We start from the raw sequence: 19,519 nt of genomic DNA, 5'->3' as shown, positions 1-19,519 counted from the left end.
ACTTATGCTAGGGGAAGAGTACTCATATCCCGAAATCCGGATTGGTCAGAAAGTTTTAGAAATAAAGCCCTAGATTTTTTTCGGGATAAGCTTCATAGTAATATCTTTGTAACAAAATTTTGATACTTTGGAAAACAGAAAGCAAAAGTCCAAGCTCAACAAATGGATTGTATTTACTTCTATGCCTTTTCAGATGGGGGTTACAATCTATTTGTTTTACCGTTTGGGGGATTGGCTGGATGTGAAGTATGCTGTGGAAGGAGGGTGGTGGACCAAAGGACTAACCATGTTAGGAATTGTCGTTTCACTTTATCAATTTATAAGACAAGCTAACCGTATTGGAAAAGATGAATAATTATATCAAGTATTTACTTCGCCTTGCCGTGGTGGCTATAGCTGCTTTTTGGGCACATATGTTAATTCTTAAAGGTATAGATGCTGATGGATTGTGGAGTCAGACAGGCTACACATTGTCTCAGATGTATAGCTTTTGCTTTGTGAGCAGTGTGGCTGTGGTGGTGCTGACCTTGCTGGCGCAGTGGTCCATGCCCAAAAATCTAGGATTTATATTCTTAGGGCTAGTGGTGATACAGGCCATAGCCAGCTATATTTATATCAAGGATGGCTTAAATAAATTTGAAAATGACTTTATTGAATATAATTTCTTAGCAACCTTTTTTGTTTTTCTTGTTTTTCGAGGTTTATGTGGCGCTGAGTGCTCTTAATGAGGGAAATATGGAAGCTTAAACTTTTCACAAAAAAAGTTTTCACAAAACATATTATATGCCAAATAAAGTTGTATTTTTGCACAAAATTTTTCATTATCAATAGTAATCTAAAATGGTGAATCTTAGAAGAGCACTTTTAATTCTAGCAGTATTATTATTTGCTGTCAATCCTTTCACTACAAGAGCGGAAGAGGCGCACGGACATGGCGATGCTCCGAAGACTGAAGCTGAAAAAGTTAACGAGCACATTCAACACCACTTACAAGACGATCACTATTTTACTCTATTCAAAAAAGGAGAAGAATACGTTGGTTTCCCATTACCTGTAATTCTGATTGATAACGGTCTTAAAGTATTCTCTTCAGGTAAATTTCACGAAGGAAATGGTGTAGCTGAGGTAGATGGACAATATTATGTTAACTATCACGGCAAAATTTATAAAACTGATGCTAATGGTTCATTGACTTTTGATGAACATCACCATCCGACTAATGCCAAACCTTGGGACTTCTCCATTACTAAAAACGTAGTAGGATTGATGGTAGCAACATTATTGTTGTTCTGGGGATTCACATCATTGGCGAAGACTTACAAAAAAGGTTCGAACAACCTGCCTAAAGGGGTAGGTCGTGTGTTGGAACCTCTCGTATTATATGTGCGTGATGAAATGGCTATTCCAAATATCGGTCACCGTTACAAGGAGTTTATGCCTTATCTATTATCTGTATTTTTCTTGATTTTCACGTTGAACTTATTGGGCTTGACTCCTATAGGTTTTAACGTTACAGGTAATATTTCAGTGACTCTATGTTTGGCTTTATTCACCTTCATCATCACTAATATTAAAGCAAACAAAGATTATTGGAAGCACATTTTCTGGATGCCGGGTGTTCCTGTGCCTTTCAAATTTGTGTTGGCGCCTATCGAGGTGTTAGGTATGTTTACTAAGCCATTCTCGTTGATGTTGCGTCTTTTTGCTAACATTACGGCAGGTCACTCCGTAGTTATGGGATTGATCGCTATCGTATATTTATTCCAGCGAGAATTGACAATCCCTGGAAGTATCGGTGTTTCGATGTTGTTGACATTAGTGTTGTTCTTCTTGGAGCTGTTGGTTGCATTTTTGCAAGCTTTCATCTTCACCATGCTGTCATCATTATTTATCGGTATGGCGGTAGAAGAGCATTCCCACGATCATCATTAATTGGAAATTTTTTGTTAAATTCTATAAATAAATCACTATGTACAATTTAATTGGAGCAGGTTTAATCGTAATCGGTGCAGGTTTAGGTTTAGGTAAAATCGGTGGATCAGCTATGGAAGCTATCGCACGTCAACCTGAAGCTGCAGGTAAAATTCAAACTGCAATGATCATCATTGGTGCCTTGGTAGAAGGTTTAGCATTTGGTGCCCTAATCTTAGGTAAATAATCCAATTGATCAGAAGAACTAAACATGACTTGCAACGGTTGGTTGTAAGTCATGTTTTAAACGACAAAAAATTTAGAAGGAAAATAGAAACATATTTTATAAGTAGATATAATGGAAGCATTACTTAATCAGTTCTCATACGGTTTGTTCTTTTGGCAACTAATCATTTTATTGATTGTTATTTTCATCTTAGGAAAATTTGCTTGGAAGCCGATCGTGAATGCTTTGGAAGAACGTGAGAAAGGTATTTCTGACGCTTTAGCTTCTGCTGAGAAAGCTAAGTTAGAAATGGCACGTTTGACAAACGAAAATGAGCAATTATTGAAAGAAGCCCGTGAAGAGCGTGACGCTATCTTGAAAGAAGCAAAAGTACTTAAAGACAAGATCGTTGCTGAAGCAAAAGAAACTGCACAAGCTGAAGGTGCAAAATTGATCGAGGCTGCTAAACGTGAAATCGAAGATCAAAAGTTGAAAGCGTTGGCAGAGGTAAAAAATCAAGTTTCTACCTTGTCCTTGGAAATCGCTCGTAAAGTTTTGACAAAAGAATTTGAAGACCAAGCAAAACAAGAAGCTTATGTAGCGGACTTGTTGAAAGATGTAAAACTTAACTAATAATTGGTTACTCAAATTTAACGCACAGATATGTCAGTATTCAAAGTTGCTTCACGATATGCTAAATCTATTTTGGATTTGGCGCAGGAGAAAGGGATATTAGAGCAGGTGAAATCCGAAATGGAGGAGGTTGCCAAAGTAATCAAGTCAAATTCGGAATTGAGAGCTATATTGGCTAATCCTATCATCAAGTTAGACAAGAAGCAAAATATCTTAAAAGCTATATTTGAAGGAAAGGTAAGCCCTGAGGTTTCCAGTTTCTTCAACATCATGGTCCGCAAAGGACGTGGTAACATTATCTTCGATACCACTTTGGAGTTTGTACGTCAGTACAATGAGCTGAAAGGTATCGTAAAAGCTGAAGTAATATCGGCACAGCCATTGTCTTCAGAGAATATCCAAACTTTAGGTAATAAAATTGCCGAACAAATCAATGCTAGTGTTGTCTTGACAAATAAGGTAGACAGCTCTTTGATCGGTGGTTTTATCATTAAAGTTGGTGACAGACAGCTGGATGAAAGCGTTGCCGGCAAATTGAGAAAATTAGAAAGACATTTCATTAGTCAAGGTATATAAGCAACCTGACTTTCAGTAAAGTAATAGAATCTAAAACCCCTTATACGAAGTAAAATGATAGAGGTAAGACCAGATGAAGTTTCGGCAATTCTTAGAGAGCAATTGTCAGGCTTTAAGTCAGAGGCCGAACTAGAGGAAGTAGGTACCGTGCTTACAGTCGGAGACGGTATCGCTCGCGTTTACGGCTTAACAAAGGTTCAATCAGGTGAGTTGGTTGAATTCGAAAATGGATTGCAAGGTATTGTATTAAACTTAGAAGAAGACAACGTAGGTGTTGTTCTTTTGGGTCCTTCTGATGAAATTAAAGAAGGAGATACCATCAAACGTACTAACCGTATCGCATCTATTAAGGTAGGTGAGGGTATGCTTGGTCGTGTTGTAAACACTTTGGGTCAACCAATCGATGGTAAAGGACCTATCACTGGTGAGACATATGAAATGCCTATTGAGCGTAAAGCTCCGGGTGTAATCTTTCGTCAGCCGGTAAATGAGCCTTTGCAAACAGGTATCAAAGCGATTGATGCTATGATTCCTATCGGCCGTGGTCAACGTGAGTTAGTGATCGGTGACCGTCAAACTGGTAAAACTGCGGTATGTATCGACACTATCATCAACCAGAAAGAATTCTACGATGCTGGTAATCCAGTATATTGTATATATGTAGCTGTAGGTCAGAAAAACTCTACTGTAGCAAACATCGTACGTACCTTGAAGAAAAAGGGGCTATGGCGTACACTATTGTAGTGTCTGCTTCAGCTTCTGATCCAGCTCCACTTCAATTCTACGCTCCAATGGCAGGTGCTGCTATCGGTGAGTTCTTCCGCGATACAGGTCGTCCTGCATTGATCGTGTATGATGACTTATCAAAACAAGCGGTAGCTTACCGTGAGGTGTCTTTGTTGTTGAGACGTCCTCCTGGCCGTGAAGCTTATCCTGGTGACGTATTCTACCTACACTCTCGTCTATTAGAGCGTGCAGCGAAAATCAACTCATCGGATGAGATTGCTCGCAATATGAACGACTTGCCTGAGTCTATCAAACACTTGGTAAAAGGTGGTGGTTCATTGACAGCGTTGCCGATCATCGAAACTCAGGCGGGAGACGTATCAGCCTATATCCCTACAAACGTGATTTCCATCACTGACGGTCAGATCTTCTTAGAGTCTAACTTGTTCAATGCCGGTATCCGCCCTGCGATCAACGTAGGTATCTCGGTATCTCGTGTAGGTGGTAACGCACAAATCAAATCAATGAAGAAAGTTGCCGGTACATTGAAACTTGACCAAGCGCAATTCCGTGAGTTGGAAGCGTTCGCTAAATTCGGTTCGGATTTGGACGCAGCAACAAAAGCGGTATTGGATAAAGGGGTACGTAACGTAGAGATCTTGAAACAAGGTCAATTCTCTCCGGTACCTGTAGAAAAGCAAGTTGCTATCATCTACGCTGGTACTAAAGGCTTATTGCGTAACGTTCCTGTAGAGAAAGTACGTCAGTTCGAAGAGGAATACTTAACGCAATTAGAGCAACGTCATCCTGAAGTGTTAGCAGCTCTAAAAGCTGGTAAATTCTCGGATGAGTTAACTGAAGTATTAGAAAAAGTAGCTAAAGAATTAGCTTCAAAATATTAATTAGATAAGAGTATAGAGTATTGAGTAAAGAGTAGCTTTTTACTCAATACCAATACTCCTTACTCAAATCTCTATTAAAATATGGCAAATTTAAAAGAAGTAAGAAACCGTATTACCTCGGTAACATCAACGCAGCAGATTACTAAAGCCATGAAGATGGTGTCTGCAGCGAAACTAAAGCGTGCTACGAATGCTATCATTCAGTTGCGCCCTTATGCCAATAAGTTAAGAGATATTCTTGCGCAAGTTTCGGCTTCTGTTGAAGGTAACGATTCTCCATATACTCAGGATAGAGAACCAAACAAGGTGTTGTTGGTCGTTATTACTTCCAATAGAGGGTTGGCCGGAGCTTTCAATACCAACGTTATAAAAACTACCAACAATTTGATCGCATCTAAATATGCGGATCAGTTTTCAAAAGGTGATGTTAGCATCATCGCTATTGGTAAACGTGGTCACGATTACTTCGCTAAACGTAATTACAACGTTATCGGTAATCATAACGATCTGTTAAACAACCTTAACTTCGAAAACGTATCTCAGGTTACTGAATTCATCATGCAAGAATTCAAAGAAGGTACTTTCGACCGTGTAGAGGTTGTTTATAACCAATTCCGTAATGCTGCAGTACAGATTTTAACTTCTGAGCAACTGTTACCTCTATTGCCGGAAGAGAAGAAAGAAGATACTGTAGAGTTGGATTATATCATTGAGCCTTCAAAAGAGAAAATCATTGAAGAATTGATCCCTAAGGCTATTAAAATCCAGCTGTATAAAGCCGTATTGGATTCTAATGCTTCAGAGCATGGTGCTCGTATGACTGCGATGGATAAAGCAACAGAAAATGCTGGAGATCTATTGCGTCAGCTTAAGCTTTCATACAACCAAGCTCGTCAGGCTGCCATTACTACGGAGCTTACAGAGATCGTTTCAGGTGCAGCTGCACTTTCAAATGGTTAATAGTCATGATTTTAGATATGAAAAAAGCGATGAATTACTCATCGCTTTTTTATTTACAGTATTTTCCAAAGGAAAAGTTGCTTAACAACGTATTTCTCTTCGCATAAATACGAAGTAGGACAGCGCAAAGCACACCATCATGGCTGCTGTAATTCCTGTCAGCTGAGGCCATATAATCATCAGGCTGTCTTTGAACGAAAGCGGTGAAGGTATAGCACCTATCATTTGTTCTATTGATACAGGGCCAAGGCTTCGTACGGAAGGCATCAGAATTGTCGTCGTAGCATCCGTATACAGTTGGCTTGGCGACAGACGCAATAGATTCAAGATAAGGTTATTCCACGCTAAATATTCCTGTTCCGAAATATAATTCGGATTTGGGATGAAAGGTCGTATGATAAGGTTGATTACTATAGGAAAGAATACGGTGAAGAATAACCATATTCCTATCGCTGTCAGTGCAGAGGTGGCTCCCTGAACGGAAAACTATGGACAACAGTATCGACAGACTCAACCAAAAAGCTACATAGATGATGCTGATGATAATGAATCCACTAATACGGACCACTTCCTGCCATTCTATATTAATTCCTGTTGTAATAATTCCGGCTCCTATCATAAGCATACATAGTGAAGTAAAAAGCACACTTACGATAATAAGAGGAGCGAAGAACTTACTAAGAATGAGGTTGTCACGATAAAGCGGTTGTGCCACAAGACGTGTCAGCGTCCCCCCATTCTGCTCAGAATTGATAGCATCAAATCCTAAGGCTATACCCAGTAAGGGAGCTAAGAAGTTGAGGAATATATGAAAGGGAGGAATAGAGTTATCGCTGGTAGTCAAGAGCTTTAGGTATACAAAAGCACTATCCGGATCTTGGGCATTGTTGATAGTTTCTCTTAGCCCCGAAAAGGACACGAAGAGGGAGGCACCGAAGGTAAGCACGATAAGTGCGATGAGGATAATAAAGCGCCAGCTACGGATATGAGATCCTATTTCCTTGCGAATAAGCACCTTCATGGGGGTAGGAGGGAATGCCGATTTTCCCGTAGAGCTCCCATCAGGGTTGAAGATATTTTTAAAAAAATTATTTACGTTTTCTTTCATGTTTCACTTCTCTCTGATTACTACTTTCGAAATATTTGCTGTAGATATCATCTAAGGAATATCCGTTTCTTTGTACCGAAACGATGTTGGCATTTTGATATACTAAAGCGCGTACTGCTTCCGCGGTGATATCTTTAGATGCCAGTACATGCAGGGTATCTTGCTTTACCGATAAAGATTTATATCCTTCAATATCCTGAAGTGCTTTTTCAAGTACGGTAGGGTTTTCGATCTCACTAGCAAGCTGAATTACGGTTTTGAAACCTTCGTGCATCTGTAGCTTTTGTGCCAACGAGTCTATCGGTCCTTCCACGATCATCTTGCCGTCTACGAATATCCCTACGCGGTCGCATACGCGCTGCACCTGATGGAGATGATGTGAAGACATCAATACGGTAAGTTTTTGCTCACGGCTTAGGCGTTGGATAAGCTCCAAGAATTCGTTGACACCGCTAGGGTCTATTCCTAGTGTAGGCTCATCCAGAATTATCACTTTAGGCTTCTTGATAAGCACTTCCGCAAGTCCTAATCGTTGCTTCATCCCGCGTGAGAAAGTTCCAGTTTTGCTGTCGCTGTTAGCTTCCAGTCCTACCACTTCCAAAAGCTCCTTGGCAGACTTTTTAGCTTCTTCTTCCGCTAACCCGTTCAGCTGAGCTATGAAGCATAGATTCTCTACAGCGGTCATGTCTGGATAGAACCCCACATTGTCTGGTAGATAGCCTACGAGCTTCTTAACCTGCAAAGGATTGCGCGTAGCATTGTAACCACAAATGGTGGCCGTGCCAGAGGTGGGCTCCGTAAGCCCCAACATCATCAAGATGCTGGTTGTCTTTCCCGCCCCGTTAGGACCCAGCAATCCAAATATTTCTCCGGAATATATTTTAAGGTTCAGTCTGTCGACCGCGGTCTTTTTCCCATAACACTTCGTTAAATCCGTCAACTCAATGATAGGATTGTTCATGCGATATATGGTTTTAAGTTTGACTATGTGTTTTATATTATCTTCTTCCGTATTTGCGGATGAGATAATAAATTAAACCTGCAGCAGCTAGGATGATCAGAATACCAATCCATCCTGAAAGGATAGAAGTTTTTACCGTAATACGGATGCTTGCTTCTGCTGTGGTTTCATGATTGCTCGTTCTCACAATCATTTTCGATACATAGTCACCGGCAATGGTCTTATCAGGAACTTTCAAAGTAACCTTTACGTCTGCTTTTTGTCCTGGCTGCAGCTGCTCAATATTGCTAGGCGAGAAGCTTGTTTCCCATTTTGTAGGTAGTTGTGAAGAAAGCTCCAATGTGTTTAGAGGAAGTGTTCCGGTATTTTTTACTTCCAATAATATTTCTTTGCTGCCCCCAGCTACGATTTGGTCGCTAAGACGACCTGTAGGTGTGGTGATTTCCAATCCATAAGAACCGCGCACCACAGCTTCTAAGTCCAAGGTTAATGTGTCGGCAGAAGAAATAGCCTGTACCGGGATTTTGTATGTGTCCGGTTTAGTAGTGGCAGGGCATGTAATTTCTATTGTGATATCTTTGGTAGCGTTTGAATCTACCTGTAGTGCTGTAACGGAAACACCTTCCGCACGGAATATAACCTGCCATCCTGCCGGAAGCTTCGCCGAGAGGCTGTAGTTTTGCGTAAAAGGCTTACCGTTGGTCAATGTGCTATTATACCGGAAAGTTTCATTGGTCGTACCGGCAACATTGAGTAAGCGTGATGTAAAAGCACTTTTCTTTTTGTTTTGATTCTGAGCTAAGGTGTGTGCCGAAACACCCAAAACAAGACATACTAAGACGAATAAAGCTCTAATGATTCGATAGTTCTTTAAGTTTGATAACTGGGTTAACATAATCTAAACTGAATTAATAGTCCAAACTAATACCGTTTAAAAAATGTTGTTAAGTCTAAATTTGATTAACAAGTCTCCAAATTAATAATCTAAATAAATATTGTCAAGATGTAACTTAAGACTTAACGAAAAAGAAAAACCGCATTATTTCTCTCTGAAATAATGCGGTTCGATAGTGTATGTGTATGGATTATCAGTTGCTGTTGGCTCTTTTGAATTCTAGGAATTCCTTATGCAAGCGCAAAAGTTTGAAGGTAGAGCTTATCATTTCGTTTGTTTCCAGCAATATGGCGAAATAGAGTTTGGTATTTTTAGGACTTGTGTCGCTAGTGCGTATATATTCTATTTCCTGATCCATAAGGGTATTTATCGTCTGCTGTATCTTGTCGCGTTTTTTTGATGACGGTGTCTATATTGGTAAAATCTAAACGCTTATACATGTTGTATATCTCAGCATACCAATCACTGAGCTGTGCGCCCACGAGAAACAAGTGTTTTCCTTTGGATTCACGGAGTGGTTTGTGATTGTTGTCCACATGATTGTGGGCATTGCTGCCGATGTTATAGAGATTTTCCACAATATCCTGTAAGTACCCCAAAGAGATGATGTAGTAGCGGCTTGCCTTGGCAGAAGTATCGTCTAGGTTACGGATAAACTTATAAAGATTGTCGTTGGTAGAGTCCAACTCCTTGTTTAATTTCTTGATCAGCTTTTTATGGTTTGCCAAGTTGGTAAGGTCCATTTTTACAAGGTCGTCAATGACACTTTGATAAAAAAGGTTGGTTTTGGCTATGACCTCTGCAATTTGCGTGGCGCTAGCTTCCGTAACCTGTTGCAGCGAACGGATATCTGATTTTTCCAGCTGCAACTTTTTTGTTGCTTGTTCTGCAATCTTACGGCGATGACTTCGAGCATTCTGAAGCAATAGAATAGCCAAGGCTATCAATGCCAAGACAAAACTTATTATGCCTCCGATCTTGAGAAGATAAGCGATGATGAAAGCGCCTAAGAAAGCACATCCTGCCGTAACAAACCATCCACCGATGACATGAAACACACCTGAAACCCTATAAACGGCGGACTCACGGTCCCACGCACGGTCCGCAAAGGCCGTACCCATAGCTACCATAAACGTTACATACGTCGTTGACAGAGGAAGCTTAAGAGAGGTTCCTAAGGCGATAAGACTGCTGGCCACAGTAAGATTTACTGAAGCACGTACCATGTCAAACATGGGAGCATCAGAAGATGTTTTTTCTATGGAGGTAACTTTGTCGAAACGTCTGTCTAATTTTACTTGCAAGGAACGAGGGACAATGTACGAAAGTAGATTTCCCAAATTGACAAAGAAGCGCACTATCCATTTAGACAGTAGGTTGGGCTCAAACTTTTCGGTAGAAGCATCTTGACTGCTTAAGCTCATCTCCGTCTCGATAACGGTTCTGGCCTTCTTGGAAGTCCACAAAGTAAATACCATTATAAGCCCACTGATGAAAAGTATCCACATAGGGGCTACTATATCCGAAGAGGCAAGAGGAGTCATCATAAAGGTGTTCGGATCTCCTCCCGACGATTTGAAGATTTCTATAGATTGAATGGCTGCTATGGGAACCCCTATAAAATTCACCAAGTCATTGCCGGCAAAAGAAAGAGCCAAACCAAACGTGCCGACGCCGATAATGATTTTGAAGATATTTAATTGAAGTTTGATAAAAACAAAACTTAGTATGATGAAGAATATAAAGCTACCGCCTAAAAGCATAAGCTCGTGCTCATGAATCCAGACCTGGGCGTCCTGGCTAATAAAACTTACAGATTTTAATCCTTTGATGAGGATAAAATAAGAAATCAACGCCAATGCAATCCCCCCGAAAAAAGAACCGAATTTTTTTATCTCTCTTGTCGAATTGAAAGGTGAAAATGACACGAGAGAGATATTGAATAATCATCCCCAAGGTGAAGGAGATGGCTACCGACAGCAATATACTGACGACTATTTCCGATGCTTTCTCCGTATTTATATAATTGGGCAGGGTCGTCCAGCTGTCATTGTTGGTAACGATCTTATAGACGGCTAGGCTGACCGCTCCACCTAATAACTCAAACACTATGGAAACGGTGGTAGAGGTTGGAAGTCCGAAATAGTTGAAAATGTCCAGCAGGATAATATCTGTCATCATCACCGCTAAAAAGATGACAATGACATCATTGAAGGAGAACATGCTGGGAACATAAATGCCGCTACGGGCAATTTCCATCATACCACTGGAAAATACGGCACCAAATAGTATTCCCGCTGTTGCTAGGATCATGATGGTGCGGAATGAAAGAGCTTTGGAACCCAAACCGGAGTTCAGGAAGTTTACAGCATCATTGCTCACGCCGACCATCAGGTCTATGATGGCCAATACCGCTAAAGTAATGATTACCAAATAAAGAAAATGTTCCATACTTAAGATAAATTATTCAAAAGTATGAAGCTAATGTTAACTTATCATTAATTATGGAACAAAATAAATTCTTTATTTAAAGCAATTTACAATAGCTTCTGCCATAAGGCTTATGCCGGCCATGGAGGTGTGAACACCATCGTACGTCCAGTATTTTCCTTCGGCTTCTTTTTGTGCTTTGTCGAAGATGCTCTGATAAGGGATAAAAATGGCGTTGTATTCTTTAGCTATTTCTTTTGCCGCACGTTGGTAATCTGCAAATTCCGGATACCAAGAGTCGTCAACGTATTTTACGTCTTTTACACCGAAAGGCTCACCGATGATAAGCTTCACCTGAGGTAAGTGTGTTAAGGTATAGTCCAACAACTTTCGGTATTGGGACTTATATTCCGCTGCTGTGCCTTGGTATTTGCCGTCACGCTTATGCCAGTAGTCGTTCACGCCGATAAGGATACTCAACACGTTAGGTTTTATGTCCAGACAGTCTTTCTGCCATCTTTCTTGCAGCTGCGGAACTTTATGTCCTCCAATACCTCTATTATAAATCTGTAGGTTCTTTGAAGCGAATCTGTGCAATAGGGTTCGGGCAGCCTGTGCTGCATATCCTTTTCCCATTCCTTCTAAGTCATTGGGTCCTAGATGTTCTCTATTGCGCCCATGGTCTGTGATAGAATCTCCTTGAAAGAGGATAATATCATTCTGCTGTAATTTTATCTTAGTATCTTTAACGATAAATTCTTCGGTTTTAGCCATATTACTTCCCACTGCAGCAACACCTACAGCAGCTAAAGTCTGTTTGAGAAAACTTCTTCTGTCTTTCATAGATTAAGGTTTATTAACCCTAAAATATGGATGTTAACAGAATTTATCAATGGCGGCGCGTATTATTCTGCAGGCTTCCATGATTTCCTCTTCACTGATGGTGAGAGGAGGAGCCACACGTAAGGCTGTTTCACAGTGCAGGTACCAGTCTATCATTACGCCGTTATCCGCACAGTATTTGCTTATGTTATAAACTTGATCGAAGTTTTCAACTTGTAGGCACATCATCAATCCAAGACCTCTTATTTCTTTGATTTTGGGATGAGCAAGCTCCTTGCGAAAAAGAGCAGCTTTCTGTTCTACCTTTTCGATAAGTTTTTCTTCTAAAATCACATTCAGCGAAGCCAATGCTGCCGCACAAGATACAGGGTGCCCGCCAAAAGTAGTGATATGGCCGAGCATAGGATTAGATTTGATGACATCCATAATTGCTTTTGGCGCTACGAAAGCACCCAATGGCATGCCACCACCAATACCTTTAGCAAGCATGAGGATATCCGGCACAATACCGAAATGTTCAAAAGCAAACAATCGGCCTGTACGACCAAATCCTGTTTGAATTTCATCGAAGATGAGCAGAGCTCCGGTTTCGTTACATTTGTTGCGTAGGGCCTGCATATATTCTACCGATGGTACACGTACGCCGGCCTCTCCTTGGATTGCTTCCACAAATACGGCAGCCGTTTTCTCGGTGATGCATTCTAGATCCTGAAGCTTGTTATACTCTATAAAATCTATTTCCGGCAGGAGAGGAGCATAAGCTTTATGGTACTCTGCATTGCCTATTAGACTCAATGCACCTTGAGTGCTGCCGTGGTAGGCATTTTTTGCTGCTATAATCTGTCTTCTTCCCGTATATTTCTTTGCAATTTTCATGGAGCCTTCTACAGCTTCGGCTCCCGAGTTGGTGAGATATACCGAACCGAAAGAATCAGGTAGATTTTCCAAAAGCTTGGTAGCAAACTGCACCTGTGGAGCTTGTACAAACTCACCGTACACGGTAACGTGCAAATATTTTTCTAGCTGATCTTTGATGGCTTGAATCACCCTAGGATGACGGTGACCTATATTGCTGACATTGAAACCCGACACAAGATCCAGATATTTCTGTCCTTGAGGACCATAGAGATAGGAACCTTCGGCTTTTTCGATTTCAATAAGTCTTGGACTATCGGAGGTTTGAGCTGTGTTTTTCAGGAAAAGCTCTCTATTACTAATCATTTAACAAAGGTAAGAAGTAATGTATCAAGGCAAGGTAAAAAATGTCTTTCTCGATGAGAAAGACATTTTTTAGACTCCATCCAATTTTATAATGTTTACAGGACAGGCTTCTACTACACGAAGATTGTCCTCTACTTCTTCTTCACGGATTGTCGCTTGGTAGACTCCCTTTTTTTCTATGCCGCCAAGCAATACGGCTTTGCCGTCCTTTTTTGACATTCGCCAACGGCTGAAGGCTATCTCTACACAAGCATTGCATCCTATACAACGTTGTCTGTAGTGAATCAACTTAGGCATTTGCAGCTACTATTTTGTACAATTTGTCCGAAGGTCTGATCTTCTCAGCGATTTTGAAGGATACTGTCTGTCCTTTAGAGGCTTTTTCAACTACTTCTCCTGAATCCAGACGGATTTCTTCTACTTCGGTTTCTACATAACCTGTCGTAGGCCCCGTAACGATAATCTTGTCGCCCTTTTGCAAGCTTTGGCTTTCAATGAAGAATTCACCCACACCTACTTTGTCGAAGTATTTTACCCCTTTTCCTAAGTAAATCTTGCGGGTTGTCGCCAATGAGCCATGAACGTTGGACCATTCGCCCATCTTACGTCCTAGATAGTAGCCGTCCCAGAAGCCGCGGTTGTATACTGCGCTCAGTCTAGCTTTCCATTGTTCAATTTTTTCAGGAGTATAAGTTCCTTCGGCGAAAGCGTCTACTGCTTCACGGTAGCATTTTGTCGTTGTGTATACGTAGTCTGCCGCACGTCCGCGTCCTTCGATTTTCAATACACGAACTCCGGCTTCCAGAATTTTGTCCAAAAAGTCTATGGTACAGAGGTCCTTGGCGGACATGATGTATTCGTTGTCTACTTGCAGCTCAATACCTTCTTCGTCCGTCACGGTATATGTACGGCGGCAGTTTTGGATACAAGCACCGCGGTTGGCCGAAGCATTATGCGAATGTAAGCTCAGATAACATTTACCCGAAACGGCCATACATAAAGCGCCATGAGCAAAGATTTCTATCTGTACGAGTTCACCTTTAGGACCGCGGATATCGTTTTTCTCAATAGCCTTCACAATATCACCAACCTGTTTTAAGGTGAGCTCACGCGCCATCACCATCACATCCGCATATTGGGCGTAGAACTCCACGGTCTCAATATTCGTAATGTTGGACTGGGTACTGATATGTACTTCCATTCCCACTTTACGGGCATAGTTCATTACCGCTAGGTCCGAAGCAATGACAGCTGTAATGCCGGCCTCTTTAGCCTTATCTATAATGCGGCGCATCAAAGAGATATCGTGATCATAGATAATGGTATTTAAAGTAATATAGCTCTTAACGTTGTTGTCACTGCATAGCTTGGCAATTTCAGGAAGGTCGTCGATCAAAAAATTGTTGGTCTGACGTGCCTCATGTTTAACTGCTCGATTCCGAAATATACTGAATCAGCTCCTGCCTTGATAGCTGCAGCCATAGCTTCCTTAGATCCGGCCGGAGCCATTACTTCAAATAATGATTTATCTATCATCTCTATCTCTTTTACCCTTTGTCTTTTTATTTTGCAAAGGTACAAAATTAGCAAAGAATTGGAGAAATGTAGAGCGCTTATGATATTATTATGAGATAAGAAAAAAGGCTACAGTTTTCTGTAGCCTTTCTATTTTGGTATAAGTTAAACTCTTATTGAGCTATAATCAAGAAATAGTTTTTCTTACCTTTTTGTGCAACAAGATATCTGTTGTTGATCAAGTCGGAGGTGTTCACTGTCTTTTCGATATCGTTCAACTTCACTTTGTTCAACGATACGCCGCCACCTACCAACATTTTCTTGGCTTCTCCTTTTGAAGGGAAGACCTGAGTCTTTACGGCCAATAGGTCAAGAATGTTGATTCCAGCTTCTAGTTCTGTTTTGCTTACAGTAAATTGAGGGACACCGTCAAACACTTCTAACACACCTTCGTGGTCTAAGCCTGCTAGGAACTCTAAAGAGCCGTTGCCAAACAAAAATTCGGAAGTTTTTACGGCTGTTTCGTAGGCTTCCATGGAGTGCGTACGGATGGTGATATCTTTAGCCAATGCCTTTTGCACTACACGTAGGTGAGGTGCGGCCTCATGTTCGGCAATGATGGCATCGATTTCCTCTTTAGTTTTCAGCGTAAAGATTTTAATCCAGTTTTTTGCATCATCGTCGGTCGTATTCAGCCAGAATTGGTAATATTTGAATGGGGAGGTTTTCTTAGGGTCTAACCATACAGCACCGGATTCTGTTTTTCCAAATTTTTGACCGTCCGCTTTTTTGATGAGCTGGGTTGTCAAGGCGTAAGCTTGGCCTTGATCCTGACGACGGATAAGCTCGGCACCGGTAACGATATTGCCCCATTGGTCCGAACCACCCATCTGTATTTTACAGTTATGATGTTTCCAGAGATAATAGAAATCATATCCTTGAATGAGTTGATAGGTAAATTCAGTAAACGAAAGACCGTTTTCGCCTTCCAAACGTTTCTTTACCGAGTCTTTGGCCATCATGTAGTTGACCGTAATCAGCTTACCCACATCACGAATGAAATCCAAGAATTTGAAATCTTTGAACCAGTCATAGTTGTTAACCATTTTGGCATCGTTTTCACTGTCGCCGAAGTTCAAAAATTTCGAAAGCTGTTTTTTCAGACATTCCACATTGTAACGCAATGTTTCTTCATCCAGAAGATTTCGCTCTGCAGACTTGAACGAAGGATCTCCGATCATGCCTGTAGCACCCCCTACAAGGCTATAGGTTTGTGGCCTGCATTTTGAAAATGGATTAATGTCATGATTTGGGTCAAGTGACCTACGTGTAAAGAATCGCCTGTTGGGTCAAAACCGATGTAGCCTGACACTTTCTCTTTGTTCAGTAATTCTTCGGTACCCGGCATGATATCTTGTAACATGCCTCTCCAACGTAATTCTTCTACAAAACTCATAGCGATATGATTTATATAAATTTTAATTAAGAATTGCAAAGATAACAGATTATGATGTATCTTACGACAAATATTGTATAAATAGTAAGGGTTTGAACTTTTTATCACATTATTATTTTGAGCGGTATGCTGCTTCTTCCGAGCAGGTATTGGGAGGGTTATTACCGGACTTGTTGAAGAATGTCGATAAAGATTATTCCTTTCAAATCCATAAGATTGCTGATCAATTTCCTTTTGGATCGACTTATAAGGCCATTACGGAAGGGTGGGTGCACCATGTCGAGGTAGACCGGCTGTTTCACAGCTCTCCATTTTTTTACGATCATACCCATGCGCTACGCAAAAGGATTGAGAAGACGGTAGAAGATTTGCCGGTGCGGGCCAGTTTTCTGGCGCATATCAGCCTGGAGCTGCTGTTGGACCACAAGCTCATAGCACATCAATTGCTGAGTGTAGGACGCATGTACGAGCATTTGGAAAGTGTAGATGTCAATATGCTCACCAAATACTTAAATACGTTGAAAATCGTCGACGTGGATAGATTTCTCAACTTTTATAATAAATTTGTTGAATCAAAATATATTTTTGACTACGCTCAGATTGAGAACATCCCACATGCTCTTTTTAATATTTGCAGGCGGGTATGGGACTTCAGACCCACGGCAGAACATATAGAAAATTTGGCCGTGCAGCTGGACGAGTATCAGCATGACGAGTTACGTGATTTCGGAGAGATATATCATTATATCTCCCAACAGTTAGATTAAAGAGTTAGATCGATAAATAATTATTAACAAATATGAAGAATCAACTTTTCAGGAAGAAAAGTGTAGAGCAAATCATTGCGGATTCGGAAGCGAAGGGCAGTGGGATGATGAAAATTCTTGGGGTGCGTGATTTGGTATCCTTAGGTATCGCTGCAATTGTCGGGGCAGGTATTTTCAGTACCATAGGTCTTGCTGCCTACAATGGAGGTCCTGCGGTATCTATGCTGTTCGTTTTTGTAGCTTTCGCCTGTGTGTTTACCGCCCTTTCTTATGCCCAGTTTGCTAGCACCGTCCCTGTGTCGGGTTCAGCCTATACGTATGCCTATGTCGCTTTTGGAGAGCTTTTCGCTTGGATAATAGGTTGGGCTTTGGTGTTAGAATACGCCGTATCCAATATGGTAGTGGCCATATCGTGGTCTCAGTATTTTGTCTCCATGCTTGAGGGATTTGGTATTCATATACCTAAGTGGCTGACCATGGCTCCCGGCTACGCTTTGGATGCACATGCCAAGATGTTGGAGGTAGGGGCAGAACAACTTACCGGTATAGACCGCATTGCCTTGGAAGCATACCAGACTGCACCACGTATTGGTGATATTCCTATAGTATTTGACTTGCCAGCAGGTTTAATCACTGTTTTAGTAACTTGGTTAGTCTATATAGGTATAAAGGAATCACAGCGTGCCAGCAATATCATGGTACTGATCAAGGTGGGTATCATTGTGGCTGTAATCTTAGGCGGTGCTTTCTTTGTTAAGCCGGAGAATTGGACTCCTTTTGCACCCAATGGTCTTTCAGGCGTCCTAAGTGGGGTAGCAGCAGTATTTTTCGCCTTCATTGGCTTCGACTCCATCTCTACCACAGCCGAAGAATGTAAGAATCCTCAGCGGGACCTGCCACGTGCGATGATTTATTGCCTTGTGATATGCGCCATATTATATGTGCTTATCACTTTGGTGCTTACCGGTATGGTCAACTACACTGAACTGAATGTGAAAGACCCTTTAGCTTACGTTTTTGACTATGTAGGCTTCAATCATATGGCCGGTGTAATCTCGGTTACTTCGGTGATTGCCATTACCAGTGCTTTGTTGGTGTTTCAGCTGGCACAGCCACGTATCTGGATGACGATGAGCCGTGACGGACTGTTGTGGAAAAGATTTGCTACCATCCATCCTAAATACAAAACACCATCCTTTGCCACCATCGTGACAGGAATCGTAGTGACTATTCCGGCATTATTTTTTAAGATGGACTTCTTTGTCGATCTTACTTCGGTAGGTACATTCTTTGCTTTTATCTTGGTGTGTGCCGGAGTGCTCTATATGGACAAATCAGGCTTGTCTGAAAAGTCTAAATTTAAAGTGCCCTACATCAATGGAAAATATCTTGTGGGACTAGGATTTATAGTGGGACTGGTGCTGATGTATTTCTACGGACAGGATAGCCTGAACGAATGGAAAACCTTAGGAGCCGGTAAGGTTATTCTTCACAAATCTTTGGTCTTGGTATTCTGGTTGACCTGGTTAGTGTTGAGTATACTCTCTTTTAAACATAACTTTTCCTTATTTCCTGTTATAGGTATTCTGATTAACCTTTATTTGATGAGTGAGCTGGGAGCAAGCAATTGGATAATTTTCATCATATGGTTGATTTTAGGGCTGGCTATATATTTCTTGTATGGATATAAAAACTCTAAATTGAGAAAAGAACATTTGGATAAATAATAAAAGGTCCCTTAAATGGACTGCCCCCAAAAAGTTGGACGAATTTATGCAATATTTTTGATATGATGAGCTCGGTATTCTACCGGGCTCATTCCATTTAAATTAGTTCTTATCCTTTTGTCGTTGTAATATTTAATATATTCTATAATATCCTTAGTTAATTCCAGTATTGACCTATATTTCTTTAAATAAAACAACTCTGATTTTAGTACCCCAAAAAAGTTCTCTATAATAGCATTATCTAGACAGTTTCCCTTTCTGGACATGCTCTGAATAATTTCATTGTCTTTTAATAGATTTTGATATATTTTTAGCCTATATAATGTTCCTTGATCGGAATGTAATATAGTCTTTATATGATCTTTGTCCTTCTTTTTTTCTTCTTTTGATGCGCTTTATCTAGCATGTCTTCAACCTGTTTATAGTTAGGAGATGTAGATATATTATAACTTATAATTTCCCCATTAAATAAATCCATAATAGGTGATAAATATAATTTGCTTCCAGCAACTTTAAATTCAGTCACATCGGTAACCCATTTCTCATATGGGTTGTCAGCTTTAAAATTTCTTTGTAGAATATTTGCCGCCGCTATACCTACATCTCCCTTATAAGACTTATATTTCTTAACTCGGATTACACTTTTGAGTTTTAACAATCTC

At 40.7% G+C, this 19,519-nt stretch carries 20 protein-coding genes and 3 pseudogenes; 10 read left to right on the top strand and 13 right to left on the bottom strand.

Going from position 1 to position 19,519, the window contains the following annotated elements; genetic code table 11:
- Nucleotides 1-127 precede the first annotated feature (127 nt).
- The 8 genes and pseudogenes from SD31_RS06110 (at nucleotide 128) to atpG (ending at nucleotide 5,934) form a co-directional block, all read left to right on the top strand.
- Nucleotides 128-355, top strand: coding sequence for an AtpZ/AtpI family protein (locus SD31_RS06110; RefSeq protein ID WP_039053478.1), 228 nt, complete (start codon nucleotides 128-130; stop codon nucleotides 353-355).
- A complete protein-coding gene (locus SD31_RS06105) occupies nucleotides 348-725 on the top strand; it encodes a hypothetical protein (RefSeq protein WP_039053477.1) in 378 nt (125 codons plus the stop codon). The genes SD31_RS06110 and SD31_RS06105 overlap by 8 nt, the downstream gene beginning before the upstream one ends.
- A 115-nt stretch (nucleotides 726-840) precedes the next feature.
- Nucleotides 841-1,932: a F0F1 ATP synthase subunit A gene (atpB, locus tag SD31_RS06100; protein ID WP_039053476.1), complete on the top strand. Its 1,092-nt coding sequence runs from the start codon at nucleotides 841-843 to the stop codon at nucleotides 1,930-1,932.
- A gap of 37 nt (nucleotides 1,933-1,969) precedes the next feature.
- Complete coding sequence (gene atpE / locus SD31_RS06095) at nucleotides 1,970-2,158, top strand: ATP synthase F0 subunit C (RefSeq protein ID WP_039053475.1); 189 nt, start codon at nucleotides 1,970-1,972, stop codon at nucleotides 2,156-2,158.
- 111 nt (nucleotides 2,159-2,269) lie between these two features.
- Nucleotides 2,270-2,770 carry a F0F1 ATP synthase subunit B gene (locus SD31_RS06090; RefSeq protein WP_039053474.1) on the top strand — a complete coding sequence of 167 codons (501 nt, stop codon included), beginning with the start codon at nucleotides 2,270-2,272 and terminating at the stop codon, nucleotides 2,768-2,770.
- 30 nt (nucleotides 2,771-2,800) lie between these two features.
- The gene (locus SD31_RS06085) at nucleotides 2,801-3,346 is read left to right on the top strand and encodes a F0F1 ATP synthase subunit delta (protein WP_039053473.1); all 546 of its coding nucleotides are present in this window, start codon (nucleotides 2,801-2,803) and stop codon (nucleotides 3,344-3,346) included.
- A 54-nt stretch (nucleotides 3,347-3,400) separates the two neighbouring features.
- Nucleotides 3,401-4,974, top strand: a pseudogene (gene atpA, locus SD31_RS06080) (F0F1 ATP synthase subunit alpha).
- Between the two features lie 81 nt (nucleotides 4,975-5,055).
- Complete coding sequence (atpG, locus tag SD31_RS06075; RefSeq protein ID WP_039053472.1) at nucleotides 5,056-5,934, top strand: ATP synthase F1 subunit gamma; 879 nt, start codon at nucleotides 5,056-5,058, stop codon at nucleotides 5,932-5,934.
- Nucleotides 5,935-6,015: 81 nt separating this feature from the next.
- Here atpG and SD31_RS18615 read toward each other — a convergent pair whose 3' ends face one another.
- The 12 genes and pseudogenes from SD31_RS18615 to tyrS form a co-directional block, all read right to left on the bottom strand.
- Nucleotides 6,016-6,261 carry a hypothetical protein gene (locus SD31_RS18615; protein ID WP_231561236.1) on the bottom strand — a complete coding sequence of 82 codons (246 nt, stop codon included), beginning with the start codon at nucleotides 6,259-6,261 and terminating at the stop codon, nucleotides 6,016-6,018.
- A gap of 7 nt (nucleotides 6,262-6,268) precedes the next feature.
- Nucleotides 6,269-7,042, bottom strand: a complete 774-nt coding sequence (locus tag SD31_RS06070; RefSeq protein ID WP_231561235.1) for an ABC transporter permease — start codon at nucleotides 7,040-7,042, stop codon at nucleotides 6,269-6,271.
- Entirely contained in the window at nucleotides 7,023-8,003 is a 981-nt protein-coding gene (locus SD31_RS06065) for an ABC transporter ATP-binding protein (protein WP_039053471.1), read from the bottom strand. The genes SD31_RS06070 and SD31_RS06065 overlap by 20 nt, the downstream gene beginning before the upstream one ends.
- A gap of 37 nt (nucleotides 8,004-8,040) precedes the next feature.
- On the bottom strand, nucleotides 8,041-8,898 hold the full coding sequence (locus SD31_RS06060; RefSeq protein WP_039053470.1) for an NEW3 domain-containing protein: 858 nt from the start codon (nucleotides 8,896-8,898) through the stop codon (nucleotides 8,041-8,043).
- Between the two features lie 193 nt (nucleotides 8,899-9,091).
- Nucleotides 9,092-9,256 carry a hypothetical protein gene (locus SD31_RS17175; protein WP_197053560.1) on the bottom strand — a complete coding sequence of 55 codons (165 nt, stop codon included), beginning with the start codon at nucleotides 9,254-9,256 and terminating at the stop codon, nucleotides 9,092-9,094.
- Nucleotides 9,225-10,661 carry a hypothetical protein gene (locus SD31_RS17170; RefSeq protein WP_197053559.1) on the bottom strand — a complete coding sequence of 479 codons (1,437 nt, stop codon included), beginning with the start codon at nucleotides 10,659-10,661 and terminating at the stop codon, nucleotides 9,225-9,227. Before SD31_RS17170 ends, SD31_RS17175 begins: the two co-directional genes overlap by 32 nt.
- 37 nt (nucleotides 10,662-10,698) lie before the next feature.
- Complete coding sequence (locus SD31_RS17165) at nucleotides 10,699-11,349, bottom strand: inorganic phosphate transporter (protein WP_197053558.1); 651 nt, start codon at nucleotides 11,347-11,349, stop codon at nucleotides 10,699-10,701.
- Nucleotides 11,350-11,421: 72 nt separating this feature from the next.
- The gene (locus SD31_RS06050; protein ID WP_039053469.1) at nucleotides 11,422-12,171 is read right to left on the bottom strand and encodes an SGNH/GDSL hydrolase family protein; all 750 of its coding nucleotides are present in this window, start codon (nucleotides 12,169-12,171) and stop codon (nucleotides 11,422-11,424) included.
- A 33-nt stretch (nucleotides 12,172-12,204) separates the two neighbouring features.
- A complete protein-coding gene (locus tag SD31_RS06045) occupies nucleotides 12,205-13,392 on the bottom strand; it encodes an aspartate aminotransferase family protein (protein ID WP_039053468.1) in 1,188 nt (395 codons plus the stop codon).
- A gap of 69 nt (nucleotides 13,393-13,461) precedes the next feature.
- Complete coding sequence (locus tag SD31_RS06040) at nucleotides 13,462-13,689, bottom strand: ferredoxin (RefSeq protein WP_039053467.1); 228 nt, start codon at nucleotides 13,687-13,689, stop codon at nucleotides 13,462-13,464.
- Nucleotides 13,682-14,788, bottom strand: a complete 1,107-nt coding sequence (locus SD31_RS06035; protein WP_231561234.1) for a peptidase U32 family protein — start codon at nucleotides 14,786-14,788, stop codon at nucleotides 13,682-13,684. Before SD31_RS06035 ends, SD31_RS06040 begins: the two co-directional genes overlap by 8 nt.
- A 292-nt stretch (nucleotides 14,789-15,080) precedes the next feature.
- Nucleotides 15,081-16,363 (bottom strand): annotated as a pseudogene (tyrS, locus tag SD31_RS06030) (tyrosine--tRNA ligase).
- Nucleotides 16,364-16,455: 92 nt separating this feature from the next.
- Here tyrS and SD31_RS06025 point away from each other — a divergent pair.
- Nucleotides 16,456-17,130 (top strand): hypothetical protein, encoded by a 675-nt coding sequence (locus tag SD31_RS06025; protein WP_052258708.1) that lies wholly within the window; start codon nucleotides 16,456-16,458, stop codon nucleotides 17,128-17,130.
- A gap of 32 nt (nucleotides 17,131-17,162) precedes the next feature.
- A complete protein-coding gene (locus SD31_RS06020; RefSeq protein ID WP_039053466.1) occupies nucleotides 17,163-18,857 on the top strand; it encodes an amino acid permease in 1,695 nt (564 codons plus the stop codon).
- 44 nt (nucleotides 18,858-18,901) lie between these two features.
- On the opposite strand, the pseudogene SD31_RS18610 reads toward SD31_RS06020, so the two are convergent.
- Nucleotides 18,902-19,519 (bottom strand): annotated as a pseudogene (locus SD31_RS18610) (IS3 family transposase); the annotation flags it as partial.

The organism is Sphingobacterium sp. T2 (assembly GCF_000814685.1).
GTDB lineage: Bacteria > Bacteroidota > Bacteroidia > Sphingobacteriales > Sphingobacteriaceae > Sphingobacterium > Sphingobacterium thermophilum.
This window is presented reverse-complemented; position numbering and strand designations above follow the sequence as displayed.